Source organism: Pseudomonas sp. 15A4, from assembly GCF_016925575.1.
GTDB lineage: Bacteria > Pseudomonadota > Gammaproteobacteria > Pseudomonadales > Pseudomonadaceae > Aquipseudomonas.
Window position 1 is genome coordinate 2,765,643 of the sequence record NZ_CP068986.1, and the last position, 16,932, is coordinate 2,782,574.

At 61.1% G+C, this 16,932-nt stretch carries 11 protein-coding genes, 3 tRNA genes and 3 pseudogenes; all 17 read left to right on the forward strand.

Features of this window, described 5'->3' with window-relative positions; translation table 11 throughout:
- Window positions 1-223: 223 nt before the first annotated feature.
- The 17 genes and pseudogenes from JN403_RS12490 (at window position 224) to JN403_RS12570 (ending at window position 16,758) form a co-directional block, all read left to right on the forward strand.
- Complete coding sequence (locus JN403_RS12490; protein ID WP_122623755.1) at window positions 224-910, forward strand: TetR/AcrR family transcriptional regulator; 687 nt, start codon at window positions 224-226, stop codon at window positions 908-910.
- A 117-nt stretch (window positions 911-1,027) separates the two neighbouring features.
- Entirely contained in the window at window positions 1,028-1,633 is a 606-nt protein-coding gene (locus tag JN403_RS12495) for a DUF4823 domain-containing protein (RefSeq protein WP_122535542.1), read from the forward strand.
- 10 nt (window positions 1,634-1,643) lie between these two features.
- Window positions 1,644-2,206: pseudogene (locus JN403_RS12500) on the forward strand (DUF1285 domain-containing protein).
- 98 nt (window positions 2,207-2,304) lie between these two features.
- Window positions 2,305-3,315 carry an aspartate-semialdehyde dehydrogenase gene (locus JN403_RS12505; RefSeq protein WP_205487150.1) on the forward strand — a complete coding sequence of 337 codons (1,011 nt, stop codon included), beginning with the start codon at window positions 2,305-2,307 and terminating at the stop codon, window positions 3,313-3,315.
- A 116-nt stretch (window positions 3,316-3,431) separates the two neighbouring features.
- Window positions 3,432-6,247, forward strand: a pseudogene (locus JN403_RS12510) (FimV/HubP family polar landmark protein).
- Between the two features lie 210 nt (window positions 6,248-6,457).
- Window positions 6,458-7,282 carry a tRNA pseudouridine(38-40) synthase TruA gene (gene truA, locus JN403_RS12515; RefSeq protein ID WP_172612940.1) on the forward strand — a complete coding sequence of 275 codons (825 nt, stop codon included), beginning with the start codon at window positions 6,458-6,460 and terminating at the stop codon, window positions 7,280-7,282.
- A 59-nt stretch (window positions 7,283-7,341) separates the two neighbouring features.
- Window positions 7,342-7,962, forward strand: coding sequence for a phosphoribosylanthranilate isomerase (locus tag JN403_RS12520; protein WP_205487151.1), 621 nt, complete (start codon window positions 7,342-7,344; stop codon window positions 7,960-7,962).
- 283 nt (window positions 7,963-8,245) lie between these two features.
- Entirely contained in the window at window positions 8,246-9,166 is a 921-nt protein-coding gene (gene accD, locus JN403_RS12525) for an acetyl-CoA carboxylase, carboxyltransferase subunit beta (RefSeq protein WP_122535753.1), read from the forward strand.
- A pseudogene (gene folC, locus JN403_RS12530) lies at window positions 9,163-10,469 on the forward strand (bifunctional tetrahydrofolate synthase/dihydrofolate synthase). The gene accD and the pseudogene folC overlap by 4 nt, the downstream one beginning before the upstream one ends.
- On the forward strand, window positions 10,453-11,157 hold the full coding sequence (locus JN403_RS12535) for an SPOR domain-containing protein (protein ID WP_205487153.1): 705 nt from the start codon (window positions 10,453-10,455) through the stop codon (window positions 11,155-11,157). The pseudogene folC and the gene JN403_RS12535 overlap by 17 nt, the downstream one beginning before the upstream one ends.
- 202 nt (window positions 11,158-11,359) lie before the next feature.
- Window positions 11,360-11,947: a CvpA family protein gene (locus JN403_RS12540; RefSeq protein ID WP_037011737.1), complete on the forward strand. Its 588-nt coding sequence runs from the start codon at window positions 11,360-11,362 to the stop codon at window positions 11,945-11,947.
- A 12-nt stretch (window positions 11,948-11,959) separates the two neighbouring features.
- Window positions 11,960-13,468 (forward strand): amidophosphoribosyltransferase, encoded by a 1,509-nt coding sequence (gene purF, locus JN403_RS12545; RefSeq protein WP_172609169.1) that lies wholly within the window; start codon window positions 11,960-11,962, stop codon window positions 13,466-13,468.
- A gap of 21 nt (window positions 13,469-13,489) precedes the next feature.
- The gene (locus JN403_RS12550) at window positions 13,490-14,701 is read left to right on the forward strand and encodes an O-succinylhomoserine sulfhydrylase (protein ID WP_205487154.1); all 1,212 of its coding nucleotides are present in this window, start codon (window positions 13,490-13,492) and stop codon (window positions 14,699-14,701) included.
- Between the two features lie 162 nt (window positions 14,702-14,863).
- Window positions 14,864-14,939 (forward strand) — tRNA-Val (locus JN403_RS12555).
- A gap of 83 nt (window positions 14,940-15,022) precedes the next feature.
- Window positions 15,023-15,099: transfer RNA gene (locus tag JN403_RS12560), tRNA-Asp, on the forward strand.
- A 121-nt stretch (window positions 15,100-15,220) separates the two neighbouring features.
- A tRNA-Asp gene (locus tag JN403_RS12565) sits at window positions 15,221-15,297 on the forward strand.
- Window positions 15,298-15,492: 195 nt separating this feature from the next.
- Window positions 15,493-16,758 carry a 3-phosphoshikimate 1-carboxyvinyltransferase gene (locus JN403_RS12570; RefSeq protein ID WP_205487155.1) on the forward strand — a complete coding sequence of 422 codons (1,266 nt, stop codon included), beginning with the start codon at window positions 15,493-15,495 and terminating at the stop codon, window positions 16,756-16,758.
- The last annotated feature ends 174 nt before the right edge of the window (window positions 16,759-16,932 follow it).

The window sequence follows — 16,932 nt, forward strand, 5'->3', positions numbered from 1 at the left end:
ACCTGAAGGGCTGCTGATACCGCAATTCCGCCGACCCTTCCGGATTCTCGACCATCCAGCCGATCCTGCCAAAAAACGAGACTGCCTCGGCCTCGATCGTTTCCCTTTTGCCTGCCGACAGCGAAATCCGTCAGAAAACGGATATAGGTCGGATGATCCGTGCATTCTGCTACGGGATAGGCATAATGTGCCGCTTCCGATTCCGAACCCACAGTCTCCTCCTATGCAGAAAGAACCTCGTAAAGTCCGTGAGTTTCGCCGCCGTGAGCAGGAGATTCTCGACACCGCACTCAAGCTCTTCCTCGAGCAGGGCGAAGACAGCGTCACCGTCGAGATGATTGCGGATGCCGTGGGTATCGGCAAAGGCACCATCTACAAACACTTCAAATCCAAGGCCGAGATTTATCTGCGCCTGATGCTCGACTACGAGCGTGATTTGAACGAGCTGCTGCATTCGGCGGATGTCGACAAGGATAAGGAAGCGCTGTCCCGGGCGTACTTTGAATTCCGCATGCGCGACCCCCAGCGCTATCGCCTGTTCGACCGGCTTGAAGAGAAGGTGGTCAAGGGCAATCAGGTGCCGGAGCTGGTGGAGGAGCTGCACAAGATCCGCGCTTCGAACTTCGAACACCTGACCTTGCTGATCAAGGGCCGGATTTCCGAAGGCAAGCTGGAAGACGTTCCGCCGTATTTCCATTACTGCGCCGCCTGGGCGCTGGTCCACGGCGCGGTGGCGCTGTACCACTCGCCGTTCTGGAGCAATGTCCTTGAAGATCAGGAAGGGTTCTTCCAGTTCCTGATGGACATCGGCGTGCGCATGGGTAACAAGCGCAAGCGGGATGTCGATCACGGGCTCGAGGCTAAACCAGAGCTTCGATCCGACTCACAGGCCGACTCGGCTGTTGAATAAAGCGCAGCCGCGTTAAGCCCATTCAGCGAGCCAAGCCTTCTCCAAGTCCGACATGGCGCAAAAGCTGCATTAACTGGCCATTCGCCGGTTTTCCGTCGCCGGATTTTGGAGATAACAATGCGTAGCCTGGTTTTACTGCTGGCTCTACTGGCGTTGAGTGGCTGCATGCACGTCAGCGATCTGGCACAAGGCGCTCACGATGAGCTCAGCGACGCCGGGCTGCTGGATCACAGCTCGACCCGTCGGTTGAACAACTTTCGCGTGCAACCTGATTCGTTCATCTATATCGCCCAGGGCGCCTTCGCACCGCCGGGCGGTGCCTACCCGCGTCGCAACGTCGTGGCCGAAGAGGCCTTCAACGGGTTTATCGAATACTTCCCGATGGTCCGCCGTGCTCGCGCCCCGGAAGGTCTGGATGACGCGATGAACGAGGCCCGGGCTGCCGGCGCGCACTACCTGCTGTACGCCCGTTTCGCCAAGGCCGATGACCGCATCGGCACATTCGACGAGTGGTCGGACCAGGAAGCGGTGGACCGTCTGGGCATCGACAACGGCGTTATTCAGCTGATGCTGATCGAAACCAACACCCGCTATCTCATAGATTCGGCACGCATTCACCTGCGTGGTGGTCTGCTGACGTTGTACGACACCAAGCCCGAGGATTTGCTAGGACCCCCGATGGAGGCTTACGCTCGCGGTTTGCTGGGCGTCTCAGCCCGCTGAGGAGTGGCGTATGAGTGGGCAGGACAAAGCCAATGACCTGTTGGCCCAGATTGCGAAAAGCGGCAAGGGCTTGCCGCCCGTGCACCTGTGGAACCCGGATTTCTGCGGTGACATCGACATGCGCATCGCCCGCGATGGCACCTGGTTCTATCTGGGCACCCCCATTGGTCGCAAGCCGATGGTGCGGCTGTTTTCCACCATCATTCGCCGGGACGGCGACGATTACTTTCTGATCACACCGGTTGAGAAGGTCGGCATCAAGGTCGACGACGCGCCTTTTGTGGCGGTGCTGCTGGACGTCGAAGGCAGCGGTGAGTCGCAGTTGCTGCGGTTCACCACCAACGTCGAAGACAGAGTGGAGGCGGGGCTGAACACCCGCTGCGCATCGACCTTGATCCGCAGACCCAGGAACCGGCGCCCTACGTGCTTGTGCGCAACAACCTCGAAGCCCTGATTCACCGCAACGTCTTCTATCAATTGGTGGACCTTGCTGTCGTGCGTGAAATCGACGAGCAGCGCTGGCTGGGCGTGTGGAGCGGTGGCGAGTTTTTTCCCATCGGCCTTGAGCCCTGATAAGTCTCAGTCCGTTCGGCTATCCGCTTGCGGCCAATTGCCTGACCACCACCGTGCAGTTACAGTGCCGCCCCCTGATTTTTCCCTGAGGTTTTTCCATGAGCCAGTCCTTTGATATCGCCGTGATCGGCGCCACCGGTACTGTCGGCGAAACCATCGTCCAGATTCTTGAGGAGCGCGACTTCCCGGTCGGCGATTTGCACCTGCTCGCCAGTGCCGAATCAGCCGGCAGCTCGGTGCCGTACCGTGGCAAGAATGTCCGGGTGCGCGAAGTCGATGCTTTTGATTTCAACAAGGCCAAAATTGCCTTTTTCGCAGCAGGCGCCGCCGTAACGCGCAGTTATGCCGAGCGCGCCACGGCCGCCGGTTGTGTAGTGATCGACCTGTCCGCTGGGTTGTCCGTCGAGCAGGCGCCGAATGTGGTGCCCGAGGTCAATGGCGTTCGCCTGGCTGACGTGGCCAAACCGCAGCAGGTGGCCTGCCCGAGCTCCAGCGCTGCTGCACTCGCGCTGGTGCTGGCGCCGTTGCGCGCACTGCTGGACATCGAGCGGATCACCGTGACAGCGTGCCTGGCGGTGTCGAGCATGGGCCGCGAAGGGGTCACCGAACTCGCCCGACAAACCGCCGAGCTGCTCAACGTTCGCCCGCTGGAGCCCAAGGTGTTTGACCGGCAGATGGCCTTCAACGTGCTCGCTCAGGTTGGCAAGCCTGACGCCGAGGGTCATGTGCCACTGGAAAAACGTTTGGTCAGCGAGTTGCGCGAGTTGCTCTCGCTGCCTTTAATCAAGGTCGGCGTGAGTTGCATTCAAGTGCCGGTGTTCTTCGGCGACAGCCTGAGCGTGTCAGTGCAGACGAGCGGTGCGGTCGACATCAAGGCGATCAATGCTGCACTTGAAACCGCAGAAGGCATTGAGCTGGTCGAGGCCGGCGATTACCCGACGCCGGTGGGCGACGCCGTAGGACAGGACGCTGTCTATGTAGGACGTCTGCGCAGGGGTGTCGACGACGGTTGTGAACTTAATTTCTGGGTCACGCTGGACAATGTGCGCAAGGGCGCAGCCCTGAACGCTGTGCAGGTGGCTGAGTTGTTGATAAAAGATGTTGCGTAAAAGATACTTGCCGACAATTCGAAGAATCATTCTAGCTGCGGCGTGCTGATACGCCCTACACCCGAGCAGGCATTATCTTCGCGATTGCCGGGGAAATTTCAAACAAGGGATGGGCTATGGTTCAGGTTCGTAAACTCGTTTTAGCAATCGCTGCGGCGTCGGCGCTGTCATCGGGAGTGGCCCAAGCGCTCGGCCTCGGCGGTCTGACCGTGAAGTCGACCCTGAATCAACCACTGCTGGCCGAAATCGAGCTGACGGAAGTGCAGGACCTCAATGCCTCCCAGGTGGTGCCAAGTCTGGCGACCTCTGCGGAGTTCGCTCAGGCCGGCGTTGGCCGAGTGGCGATTCTGGACGACCTGACCTTTACCCCGGTCGTCAATCCCGGTGGCAAGAGCGTGTTGCGCATCACCTCCACCAAGCCCATTCGCGATCCCTACGTAAAATTCCTCGTTCAAGTGCTCTGGCCCAATGGCCGGGCACTGCGCGAGTACAGCCTGTTGCTGGACCCGCCCAAATTCTCCCCGCAAGCCGCTGCGGCCGCCGCGCAATTGCCTTCAACGGCACCGAGCGCTGCACCGGCTCCGGCGCCCGCCGCCGAGGCCCCGGCACCAGCGTCTCCAACGCCTGCTCCAGCGCCGGCCCCGGAACCCAAGTTCACCCAATACACCACCGCCAATAACGACACGCTCTGGGAAATCGCCGAGCGCGTGAAGAACGGCGGGACTGTGCAGCAGACCATGCTGGCCATTCAGGCGTTGAACCCTGATGCCTTTATTGCCGGCAACATCAACCGCCTGAAGAAAGGTCAGGTGTTGCGTCTGCCGTCGCCGCAGGAATCAACAGCGCTGGCGCAGCCTCGTGCAGTGGCTGAAGTGGCCGAGCAGAATCGTGCCTGGCGCGAAGGCCGACGCATGCCCAGCGGCGCGCGTCAGGTCGATGCGACCCGCCGCGACCGTGCTGGCGCTGCGCCGTCGCAAATCGACGCCAAAGACAATCTCAGCCTCGTTTCTGCCAATAAGGCGGGTGCGAAAGGCAAGGCGGGCGACAATGCCGATATCAGCAACCAGCTGGCGACTACCCAGGAAAGCCTGGACACCACGCGTCGGGACAATGCCGAGCTGAAAAGCCGTATGACCGATCTGCAGAGCCAGGTCGACAAACTGCAGCGGCTGATTCAACTGAAGAATGATCAGCTTGCGAAGATGCAGGCGTCAGGCGCGACGGTTCCACCGCCTGTCGATGCTGCGAATCCCGCCAATCCTGCTGTCAGCCCTAACAGCGTCACCAACCCCAATAATGCCGCCAACCCGGCGATGCAGGCCCAGGTCGTGCCGAACGCTGCGGCGCCTGATGTTGCCGGCAAGGCACCCGACGAAATCGCCCCCGAGGATGCGTTGCCGGTTGACGGCGCGACGGTCACCAGCGCAACGCCTGATCAAGCGCTGATCGTACCCACCGAGCCGGTGGTCGATGAAGACAACCGCAGCGCCCTCGACAAGATCCTCTCCAGCCCGATGCTCATGGGCCTGATTGGTGGCGGCGCGCTGTTGGTGTTGCTGCTGCTCCTGTTGCTACTGGCTCGCCGACGCAATGCGCTGATCGAAGCCGAGCGCCATCGCCAGATGGCCCGCGCTTGTCGGAAGAATCGGACTTCGCGTCCGATTTGGACATGTCTCCCAGCAGCTTCGAAGGCCTGGAGGCGCCGGCGCCCCACGCAAAGACGCCGCCGGCGCCGACCGTCGCCGAGCCGGTCCGCGAACATCCGGCTGACGCGCTCGTTCAGGCTGAAATCCACATCGCATACGGCCGTACCAATCAGGCGGTCGCCGTTCTGGAAGACGCCATCAAGCATGAGCCGCAGCGCAGTGACTTGCGCCTCAAGTTGATGGAAGTCTATGCCGAGCAGGACAACCAATCCGGGTTTGTCGCGCAGGAGCGGCAGCTGATCGCCACGGGAAAGAACCACGCTGAAGTCGAAGAGCTGAAATCCCTCTATCCGTCCATGGCCGCTGCGGCTGCGGCGGCGGCAGGGGTGGCAGCAGCAGCGGCTTTGGCAGCGGAAATGGACGCAAAGTACGTTGAAGAGCTGCTCCATGACGAACCTGAAGTCGCCGCGCAGCCTGCTCCGGCTGCAGAAACGGTCACCGAAGTGCCACTGGACGACGAGTTCGATAACGACTTTGACCTGAGCCTTGATGATCTGGACAGCGAACCGGCTGCCGCTGCGCCGAATCATTCTGCGGCACAGGACAACGCTGCTCTTGACGATCTGGACCTGGATGCGCCGTTTGCCGGATCGGCATCCGATGACCTGGACTTCGACTCGATTCTGCGCGAGCAGCAGGCGACCTCCGTTGCCGCTCAGCCCGCTGAGCTGGACGATTTCGACCTCAATCTGGCGGAAGATCAGCCGGCGTTGAAAGCCGAAGACGACTACTTGCTGGGGATGGAGGACGATCTGCGTGATCTGCCGCCATTCGAACAGCCGGCATCGCTGGGCGCGTCCAAGCCTGCGATGGAAGACGACATCGAATTGCCAGCCGATTTCGACCTCTCTCTGGCTGACGAGATGGAAACCGAGCAGGCCTCTGAAGCCTTTGCGTCCGAGATCGACGACGTCAACGCTGAGCTGGACCGTCTTTCCCAGAGTCTGGAGCAGCCGCCCATCGCCAAGCCGTTCGACACGGCGTTGGACAAGCCGGTGGAAGCGTCACCTCGTTTTACGGAAGACGACGCGCTGCTGGCGGACGATGAACCGGAATTTGACTTCCTGTCCGGTACCGATGAAGCGGCTACCAAGCTGGACCTGGCCCGCGCCTACATCGAGATGGGCGACGCCGACGGCGCTCGCGATATCCTCGATGAGGTGGTGGCTGAAGGTGATGACGGCCAGAAAACCGAAGCGCGGAACATGCTGTCGCGCCTCGTCTGACCCTAATCGACGTTGCAATAAACGACCGCTTCGGCGGTCGTTTGCGTTTCCGGGCCGGGCCTTTCGGTTCACCCTGGCTTCCGGGATAAACCGTTGGCACCTGCCGATGGCGTCTTTTTTCGATCCGTATAATGGCCGCCCTTGCGCACATCGACAGGCTTTAAGCTCTTGGCAACTACAGACACCGAGGCAGAAACAGCGGCAGCCGAGCTGGCCGCCGAAGGTTTTTCCAGAATCGCGCTGGGCGTGGAATACAAAGGCTCGCGTTACAGCGGCTGGCAGCGGCAGTTGACCGGCGTGCTGACCGTCCAGGAAACACTGGAAAACGCCCTGTCGAAAGTGGCTGATTCACCGGTGTCGCTGATGTGCGCCGGGCGCACCGATGCGGGCGTGCACGCGTGCGGTCAGGTGGTGCACTTCGACACCCGGGCCGAGCGCAGCATGAAAGCCTGGACCATGGGCGCCAATATCAATTTGCCCCATGACATCAGCGTGACCTGGGCCAAGGTCATGCCCGCCCATTTCCACGCGCGTTTCAAAGCCATCGCCCGTCGCTATCGTTATGTGATCTACAACGATCAGATCCGCCCGGCGCACCTGGGCCAGGAAATCACCTGGAACCACCGCCCGCTCGATGCCGAACGCATGGCGCTGGCCGCCGAGTATCTGGTCGGTACCCACGATTTCAGTGCGTTCCGTGCCGGGCAATGCCAGGCCAAGTCGCCGATCAAGCAGCTTCACCATCTGCGCGTCACCCGCCACGGCAAGATGATCGTCATCGATGTTCGCGCCAATGCCTTCCTGCACCACATGGTGCGCAACATTGCCGGCGTGCTGATGACCATCGGGGCAGGGGAGCGGCCGATCGAGTGGGCGAAGGAAGTGCTCGAAAGCCGAGTACGAAGAACCGGCGGCGTGACGGCTCATCCTTTCGGCCTGTACCTGGTTCAGGTGGAATACCGCGACGAGTTCCCATTACCGGATCGCTACATCGGCCCGCATTTTCTCACTGGCTTCTCGGAACTGGACGGCTGACGCAGGTGACTGCATTTGCTACCATCCGGGACTTTCGCAAGGCTTGAGGTCTCCACTACATGTCAGCCGTTCGCAGCAAGATCTGCGGGATTACCTGCATAGAAGATGCGTTGGCCGCCGTTGACGCGGGTGCCGATGCCATCGGGCTGGTGTTTTATCCCAAGAGCCCGCGCTTCGTCACTGTTGAGCAGGCTCAGGCAATCGTTGCTGCGCTGCCGCCTTTTGTCAGCACCGTCGGCCTGTTTGTGAACGCCGAACGCGCCGACCTGCAGGCGCTGCTCGACGTTGTTCCCCTCGACCTCATTCAGTTTCACGGCGATGAGAGTCCCGAGCAATGCGAAGGCTATAACCGCCCGTACATCAAGGCGCTGCGCGTCCAGGCCGGCGACGACATCGCGGCCAGCTGCGATGCCTACGCCAATGCCTGCGGCATCCTGCTCGACACTTACGTCGCAGGCATTCCGGGCGGTACGGGCGAAACCTTCGACTGGGCGCTGATTCCGAAACATCTGAGCAAGCCGCTGATTCTCGCCGGCGGCCTGACCTCGGCCAACGTCTCCCAGGCGATCGCCCAGGTGCATCCCTACGCGGTTGACGTGAGCGGCGGGGTGGAGAAATCCAAAGGCTTGAAGGATCACGACAAGATCCGCGCGTTCATGAGTGCAGTGCACGGCGCCTAGGGCGTTTGTCCGGCAACATCGGCTGTGATGTGACGGCGGCCCCGCGTTCGCCGTCCACTAGCCTGCCATCCGCTGATGCGTGTGGCCGAATTGGTTGAGCGAAGACGTCTTGCGTCTCGTGATGAAGTTGAGCGTGGTGTTCGTGAGTGTTGTCCCGGTAGGTCAGGCCTCGCGCCGATCGTCGTACGACATTTCGCGGCACCGTACATGACATTGATTTAAGGGCATGCGCATGGCACCAAAGGCCATCGCGTTCGAGCCATCGGTACTGGAGAAAGAAAGCATGAGCAACTGGTTGGTAGACAAACTGATCCCTTCGATCATGCGTTCCGAGGTCAAGAAGAGCTCGGTGCCCGAAGGTCTGTGGCACAAGTGCCCGTCCTGCGAAGCGGTGCTGTATCGCCCTGAGCTGGAAAAGACCCTGGACGTCTGCCCGAAGTGCAACCACCACATGCGCATCGGCGCCCGTGCCCGTCTGAATATCTTCCTGGACGCCGATGGCCGCCAGGAAATCGGCGTTGATCTGGAGCCGGTAGACCGTCTGAAATTCCGCGACGGCAAGAAGTACAAGGACCGCCTGGTCGCTGCTCAGAAGCAGACCGGTGAGAAGGACGCGCTGATTTCCATGAGCGGTACCCTGTTGGGCATGCCGGTGGTGTGCAGCGCATTCGAGTTCTCTTTCATGGGCGGCTCGATGGGCGCAGTGGTGGGTGAGCGCTTCGTCCAAGCCGCCAACTACGCACTGGAAAACCGCTGCCCGATGATCTGCTTCGCGGCATCCGGCGGTGCGCGTATGCAGGAAGCCCTGATCTCCCTGATGCAGATGGCCAAGACCTCGGCCGTCCTGGCGCGTCTTCGTGAAGAAGGCTTGCCGTTCATCTCCGTATTGACCGACCCGGTCTACGGTGGTGTTTCCGCCAGTCTGGCGATGCTGGGCGACATCATTGTTGCCGAGCCTAAAGCACTGATCGGCTTCGCCGGCCCTCGCGTGATCGAGCAAACCGTGCGCGAGAAGCTGCCGGAAGGCTTCCAGCGCAGCGAATTCCTGCTCGACCACGGCGCAATCGACATGATCATCCACCGTCAGGAACTGCGTCAGCGTCTGGGCAACGTGCTGGCACAGATGATGGGGCTGCCGACGCCGAAATTCGTGGCGCCGACACTTGAGCCGATCGTTGTGCCGCCTGCTCCGGCGAACATATGACCGCACGCTCTCTGAGCGACTGGCTCAGCTATCTGGAACAACTGCACCCGTCGGCCATCGACATGGGGCTGGAGCGTTCGCAGCAGGTGGCGACGCAGATGGGCCTGACCCGGCCGGCGCCCAGAGTGATTACGGTCACCGGGACCAACGGCAAAGGCTCGACCTGCGCATTCGTTGCTTCCTTGTTGCAGGCCCAGGGGCTGAAGGTGGGTGTTTACAGCTCGCCGCACCTGCTGCGTTACAACGAGCGTGTCCAGGTGCAGGGCGTTGAAGCCACCGACGCCGAGCTGTGCGCGGCGTTCGAGGTGGTGGAGCGTGGCCGTGGTGACATTTCCCTGACCTATTTTGAAATGGGCACGCTGGCAGCGTTCTGGCTGTTCGCGCAGGCCGGGCTGGACGCAGTGGTGCTGGAAGTGGGCCTGGGCGGGCGGCTCGATACGGTCAATCTGATCGATGCCGACATGGCGCTGGTCACCAGCATTGGCGTTGATCACGCGGAATTCCTCGGCAATACCCGCGAGAGCGTTGCCTTCGAGAAGGCCGGGATATTCCGTGAAGAAAAGCCCGCGCTGTGTGGCGATCTTGATCCCCCGCAGCCGTTGCTCGACAAGGCGCGTGCACTGCATTGCCCGCTGTCGCTGCGCGGCCGCGATTTCGAGCTGCGGATCAACGCCACGGGGTGGGACTGGTCGGGCACCGATGCAAACGGCCGGAAAGTCGAACTGCATTCGCTGCCGTTACTCGACCTGCCCATGCAGAACGCTGCTTTGGCGCTGCAGGCCTACCTGCTGCTGGATCTGCCGTGGAATGAGGCGAGCCTTCGCGTCGCGCTCGTTAATACGCGCGTGACCGGTCGCCTTGATCGCCGCAGCATTGACTGGCAGGGCAAATCGCTGAGCCTTTTGCTGGATGTCGGTCATAACCCCCATGCGGCGACGTTTCTCGCCCAGCGCTTGAATCAGCGACCGGTGGCGGGCAAGCGTCTGGCGGTGTTCGGACTGCTCAGCGACAAGGACCTGCAAGGCGTTCTGGTGGAGCTGGGCGAAACGTTCAGCAGTTGGGCCGTCGCACCGCTGCCAACGCCGCGCAGTCGTCCGGCGCAAGAGATCGAACAGGCGTTGCAGAACCTTGGCGCTCGCGTGACGTCTCACCCGAGTATCGCGCTGGCACTTGAAGCTCAGTGCGCCCACGCGACAGCCGACGACGAGATTGTTCTGTTCGGGTCTTTTTACTGCGTAGCCGAGGCCCTGGAATGGCTTGCTGGCGCGTCACGGAGGAAGTGACACATGGCTTTGCTGGATAAAGCGTACAAGCAGCGCATGGTGGGAGCGTTGGTGCTTATTGCCATCGCGGTGATTTTTCTGCCGATGCTGTTTTCGCGTCAGGATGAAGCCCGCCGTGTGCAGGTCGAGGCGCCTGCCGCGCCGCAAGCGCCGGCCACCTCGCCGATCAAGGTCGAGCCGGTCAGCGTGCCTGAACAGCAGCCATTGCCCCAGGAACCGGTGCCGACCGATGACGAGCTGACGCAACCTGTTCAGCCTGTGCATCCTGCCCAGCCCGTTCAGCAGCGCACCAGTCAACAGCCGCCGTCCATGCCCATTGCCCCCGCGCCTTCCAAGCCTGTGGCTGTGGCGCCCAAACCCGCTCAGACCGCGCCTGTGAAGCCAGCTCCGGCACCAACACCTGCACCCGCTCAAGCGCCAGCGCCAGTTGCGTCAGCCGCTGACACCAGCCGGGTCGATGCCAATGGTCTGTCGGTCACGTGGGCGGTGCAGCTGGCGAGCCTGTCCAATCGCGCCAATGCCGACACACTGCAGAAGACGCTGCGCACTCAGGGCTATAACGCTTACATCCGCACCGCCGATGGCGTGAACCGCGTCTTTGTTGGCCCGGTGATCGAGCGCGCAGAGGCTGATCGTCTGCGTGACACGCTGGAAAAACAGCAGAAGATCAAAGGCATCGTCGTGCGTTTCCAGCCGGAGCGTAAGTAAGCGTCCCCGGCCGACGCCTTCCCTTAGTAGGACCTACTAGGGAAGGGGCCGGATCTGACACCCTCGATTTCGGGTTCAACCCGCCTCGACCTCGAACAAAGTCCAATAGTTCGCCTTAATTGCCCTTCATCCGCAATCGCTGCTTACCGGCAGGCGAGTGCTCTGCTAAAATCCGCCGCCTTATCAGTCTGTAGGCTGCGACGTGTCATTTACTCCGGTTGACTGGGCGATCATTGCAATTGTCGCCATCTCCGCTTTGATCAGTCTCAAGCGCGGCTTCGTCAAAGAAGCATTGTCCTTGCTGACGTGGATCATCGCAGGTGCCGTCGCCTGGATGTTCGGCGGATCGCTGGCCCAGTATCTGGTCAACTACATCGAAGCACCTTCAGCGCGCGTGATTGCGGGCTGCACCATTCTTTTCGTCGCCACACTGCTGGTCGGCGCCATGGTCAACTTTCTGATTGGAGAACTGATACGCGTCACCGGGCTGTCCGGGACCGATCGTTTTCTGGGTATGGTCTTCGGCGCGGCGCGCGGAGCCTTGCTGGTTGTCGTCGCGGTCGGGCTGTTGAGCCTGGGCCCGGTGCAACAGGATCAATGGTGGCAGCAGTCGAGGCTGCTCCCGCAATTTGTCATGGTCGCTGACTGGTCGAAAAACCTGATTCTCGGGATGTCCAGCAAGTGGCTAGCCAGCGGAGTCAGCGTACCTGTTGACATCCCGTTCAAGGATCACCTCCTGCCGCCTACAACGCCGCCGGAAGTGTTCGGTAAATCCAGTTCCACTAAGTAGGGGTTGTGTCGCATGTGTGGCATCGTCGGTATCGTCGGCAAGTCGAACGTCAATCAGGCGCTTTATGACGCGCTCACCGTCCTCCAGCACCGCGGCCAGGACGCTGCCGGTATCGTGACCAGCCATGACGGCAAGTTGTTCCTGCGCAAGGACAACGGTCTGGTTCGTGATGTGTTCCACCAGCGCCATATGCAAAGGCTGGTCGGGCACATGGGCATTGGGCACGTACGTTATCCAACGGCGGGAAGCTCGACGTCAGCCGAGGCCCAGCCGTTCTACGTCAACTCGCCTTACGGCATCACCCTGGCGCACAACGGCAACCTGACCAACGTCGAGCAACTGGCGAAGGAAATCTTCGAGTCGGACCTGCGTCACGTCAACACCAACTCCGACTCCGAAGTGCTGCTCAACGTGTTCGCCCACGAGCTGGCGGTGCGCGGCAAGCTGCAGCCGACCGAAGAAGACATCTTCGCGGCCGTCGCCGACGTGCATAAGCGTTGCCGTGGCGGTTACGCGGTCGTGGCGATGATTACCGGTTACGGCATCGTCGGTTTCCGCGATCCGGACGCCATCCGCCCAATCGTTTTCGGTCAGCGTCACACTGACGAAGGCGTCGAGTACATGATCGCCTCCGAAAGCGTTTCGCTGGACGTGCTCGGCTTCACGTTGATTCGTGACCTGGCACCGGGCGAAGCGGTGTACATCACCGAAGACGGCAAGCTGCACACCCGTCAATGCGCCACCGATCCCAAATACGCCCCGTGCATCTTCGAACACGTCTATCTGGCGCGTCCGGACTCGATCATAGACGGCATCTCGGTCTACAAAGCGCGTCTGCGCATGGGCGAAAAGCTCGCCGACAAGATCCTGCGTGAGCGTCCTGATCATGACATCGACGTGGTCATCCCGATCCCGGACACCAGCCGCACGGCCGCGCTGGAGCTGGCGAACCACCTCGGCGTGAAATTCCGCGAAGGCTTCGTCAAGAACCGCTACATCGGCCGCACCTTCATCATGCCGGGCCAGGCAGCGCGGAAAAAATCCGTGCGCCAGAAGCTCAATGCGATCGAGCTGGAATTCCGTGGCAAGAACGTGATGCTGGTGGACGACTCTATCGTTCGCGGCACCACGTGCAAGCAGATCATCCAGATGGCCCGTGAAGCTGGCGCCAAGAACGTTTATTTCTGTTCTGCGGCCCCGGCCGTGCGCTTCCCCAACGTCTACGGCATCGACATGCCGAGTGCCCATGAGCTGATCGCTCACAACCGTTCCACCCAGGACGTGGCCGACCTCATCGGTGCCGACTGGCTGGTCTATCAGGATCTGAATGACCTGATCGAGGCGGTGAGTGGCAGCAAAAAGATCAAGATCGACAATTTCGACTGTTCGGTCTTCGACGGCAAGTACGTGACCGGTGACATCGACGAGCATTATCTGAACAGGATCGAGCAGGCGCGCAACGACGCCTCCAAGGTCAAGACTCAGGCGGTGAGCGCGATCATCGATCTGTACAACAATTAATCCAGACAAGGAGCAGGCGGCATGACTCAGGAATGGGATGCCGGTCGACTGGACAGCGATCTCGAGGGTGTCGGTTTCGACACCCTCGCGGTTCGTGCCGGTCAGCACCGCACGCCGGAACGCGAACACAGCGATCCACTGTTTTTCACGTCCAGCTACGTGTTCCGCACGGCAGCCGAGGCGGCCGCGACCTTCGCCGGTGAGATCCCCGGCAACGTCTACTCGCGTTATACCAACCCGACCGTGGCTTCGTTCGAAGAACGCATGGCTGCGCTGGAAGGCGGCGAGCAGGCGGTGGCAACCTCCACCGGGATGTCGGCCATCCTCGCCACGGTGATGAGCTTCTGCAGCGCTGGCGACCATGTGCTGGTGTCGAAGAGCGTCTTCGGTTCGACCATCAGCCTGTTCGAAAAGTACTTCAAGCGCTTCGGGGTCGAGGTCGACTACGTTCCCCTCGCAGAGCTGTCTGGCTGGGACGCGGCGATCAAGCCGAATACCAAAATGCTGTTCGTCGAATCACCGTCCAACCCGTTGGCGGAGCTGGTTGACATCAATGCACTGGCGGAAATTGCCCACACCAAGGGCGCGCTGCTGGTGGTCGATAACTGCTTCTGCACACCGGCGCTGCAGCAACCGCTGCGCATGGGCGCGGACGTGGTCGTGCATTCGGCGACCAAGTTCATCGACGGGCAAGGCCGCGCCATGGGCGGGGTGGTGGTCGGTCGCAGCGAACTGATGAAAGAAGTCGTGGGCTTCCTGCGCACTGCAGGGCCAAGTCTGAGCCCATTCAACGCCTGGCTCTTCCTCAAGGGCCTCGAAACCCTGAACATCCGCATGCGTGCCCATTGTCAGAGCGCCCTGGAACTGGCGCAGTGGCTCGAGCAGCAGGAGGGCATCGAGAAGGTGCATTACTCTGGTCTCGAGAGTCACCCGCAGCACGCGTTGGCCAAACGTCAGCAGAAGGCGTTTGGCGCGGTGGTGAGCTTTGAGGTGAAGGGCGGCAAGGACGGCGCATGGCGCTTCATCGATGCCACGCGGTTGATCTCGATCACCGCGAACCTGGGTGACACCAAGACCACCATCACCCACCCGAGCACCACCTCCCACGGTCGGCTGTCGCCGCAAGAACGTGAGGCGGCCGGCATTCGTGACAGCCTGATCCGCGTCGCGGTAGGGCTGGAAGACGTCGCTGACCTGCAGGCGGATCTCGCGCGCGGTCTGGCTGCGTTGTAAGCAGGGTGTCTGAACATGAAAGCGAGCCTCAGGGCTCGCTTTTTTGTTCCTGATGTGCAGCTTCGTGCCTCTCGGGAAAAATGGTTCTTTTGAAAAAAACTTCAAGCGGGCTATTGACTTAGGTTCGTCATCTGCGTAAATTTCGCGGCCTCAGCGAAGCAAGGGTGATTAGCTCAGCCGGGAGAGCATCTGCCTTACAAGCAGAGGGTCGGCGGTTCGATCCCGTCATCACCCACCATCGTTGAGTGTTTCAAAGCTGCAACAGACGCTGTACGTGTTGAATGTTACTGAGATTCAGCAGGACGAAAGTCCACGCAATGCGCAGCGGTAGTTCAGTCGGTTAGAATACCGGCCTGTCACGCCGGGGGTCGCGGGTTCGAGTCCCGTCCGCTGCGCCATATTTTACAAATCGGGTTTTCCGGTTTGAGATTGAAAGCCAAGGTTTTCGGTCAGTGTTTTACGAAGCAGGCCCAAGGGTCGGTTTCAACAGCGTTAAGCAGATGAAAATCTGTGCGACAAGCAGCGGTAGTTCAGTCGGTTAGAATACCGGCCTGTCACGCCGGGGGTCGCGGGTTCGAGTCCCGTCCGCTGCGCCATACATAGCTTCGGGGCCCTTGAACGCCCTGAAGCAACAAAGAAAGCGATCCCAGGATCGCTTTTTTGTGCCTGCGATTTGGCGAAAGCGTCGGCTGTCGCGCTTGATGCTGCAGAGCTCGGCGATAAATGCCATGATCGCCGGCTGTTAACACGGCGCTGAGCGGTGCCTGATTTCGAATTTGGAGAGCTGGACCATGGGCATGAACCAAACCATCACTGTCATCCCGCCGGGCGTACCGCTGACGGGCCATGTGTCGCCGCCCGGCTCGAAGTCCATCACCAACCGCGCGCTGCTCCTGGCTGCCCTCGCCAAGGGCACCAGCCACTTGCGCGGCGCATTGAAAAGCGATGACACTCGCCACATGTCCAATGCCCTGAGGCAGATGGGCGTGACCATCGACGAGCCGGACGACACGAGCTTCGTCGTCACCAGCAGCGGGCGTCTCGAGGCGCCGCAACACCCGCTGTTCCTCGGTAACGCCGGAACAGCGGTGCGGTTCCTGACGGCGGCGGTCTGCACGGTGGATGGCAGCGTCACGCTGGACGGCGATCACTACATGCAGAAGCGCCCGATTGGCCCATTGCTGGAGGCATTGCGCAAGGGCGGCGTGAACGCAGAGAGCGCCACCGGTTGCCCGCCTGTCATGGTGCGCGGGACGGGTTCGATCACGGCCACGCGCTTCGAAATCGACGGCGGACTGTCGAGTCAGTACGTCTCTGCGCTGTTGATGGTGGCGGCCTGTGGCAATGCGCCGATTGAAGTGGCGCTGACCGGCAAGGAAATCGGCGCCCGCGGTTACATCGACCTGACCATCGCCTGCATACGCGCTTTCGGTGCCGAGGTCGAGGTGCTGGATGATGCGTTGTGGCGCGTTGCGCCGACGGGTTACACCGCCTGCGATTACCAGATCGAGCCCGACGCCTCGGCCGCAACCTATTTGTGGGCTGCCGAGGCATTGACGGGCGGCAAGATCGACCTGGGCGTGGCCGGGGAGGCGTTCACTCAGCCAGACGCCAAGGCCATGGAAGTGATCGCGCAGTTTCCGAAGATGCCTGCGGTCATCAATGGCTCACAGATGCAGGACGCGATTCCTACACTGGCGGTGCTGGCAGCTTTCAACGAGACGCCGGTGCGCTTCGTCGATCTGGCTAACCTGCGAGTCAAGGAATGCGATCGCGTTCAGGCGCTGCACGATGGCCTGAATCAGGTCCGGCCCGGGCTGGCCTCGGTAGAAGGGGATGACTTACTCGTTGCGTCTGATCCGAGTCTGGCGGGCACCAGCAGCAACGCCCTGATCAACACTCACTCCGACCACCGCATTGCCATGTGTTTCGCGCTGGCCGGTCTGAAAGTGGCGGGTGTTCGGATTCAGGATCCGGAGTGCGTCGGCAAAACCTACCCCGGCTACTGGCGTGCGTTGGAATTCCTCGGCGTAAAATTGGTGCACGGCGAGCTCTGACGTGCAGGGCATGCCGCGTCTGGAGCTGTCGACTGATCGACGCCAGGCCCGCCATGCCGACTTTTCCGACCTTGTTGCAGTCTGATCAGCGCAACCTTCGCTTCCCTGACAGGCCCACGGATGCAGGCCCCGTGCACAGACACCCTTTCGATGTATCCATACGGTTGCAAACTC

What these genes read in the sequence shown, in the direction of transcription:
- JN403_RS12490 (WP_122623755.1), top strand. Translation starts at nt 224, where the DNA reads ATGCAGAAAGAACCTCGTAAAGTCCGTGAGTTTCGCCGCCGTGAGCAG.
- JN403_RS12495 (WP_122535542.1), top strand. Translation starts at nt 1,028, where the DNA reads ATGCGTAGCCTGGTTTTACTGCTGGCTCTACTGGCGTTGAGTGGCTGC.
- JN403_RS12505 (WP_205487150.1), top strand. Translation starts at nt 2,305, where the DNA reads ATGAGCCAGTCCTTTGATATCGCCGTGATCGGCGCCACCGGTACTGTC.
- JN403_RS12520 (WP_205487151.1), top strand. Translation starts at nt 7,342, where the DNA reads ATGTCAGCCGTTCGCAGCAAGATCTGCGGGATTACCTGCATAGAAGAT.
- accD (WP_122535753.1), top strand. Translation starts at nt 8,246, where the DNA reads ATGAGCAACTGGTTGGTAGACAAACTGATCCCTTCGATCATGCGTTCC.
- JN403_RS12535 (WP_205487153.1), top strand. Translation starts at nt 10,453, where the DNA reads ATGGCTTTGCTGGATAAAGCGTACAAGCAGCGCATGGTGGGAGCGTTG.
- purF (WP_172609169.1), top strand. Translation starts at nt 11,960, where the DNA reads ATGTGTGGCATCGTCGGTATCGTCGGCAAGTCGAACGTCAATCAGGCG.
- JN403_RS12550 (WP_205487154.1), top strand. Translation starts at nt 13,490, where the DNA reads ATGACTCAGGAATGGGATGCCGGTCGACTGGACAGCGATCTCGAGGGT.
- JN403_RS12570 (WP_205487155.1), top strand. Translation starts at nt 15,493, where the DNA reads ATGGGCATGAACCAAACCATCACTGTCATCCCGCCGGGCGTACCGCTG.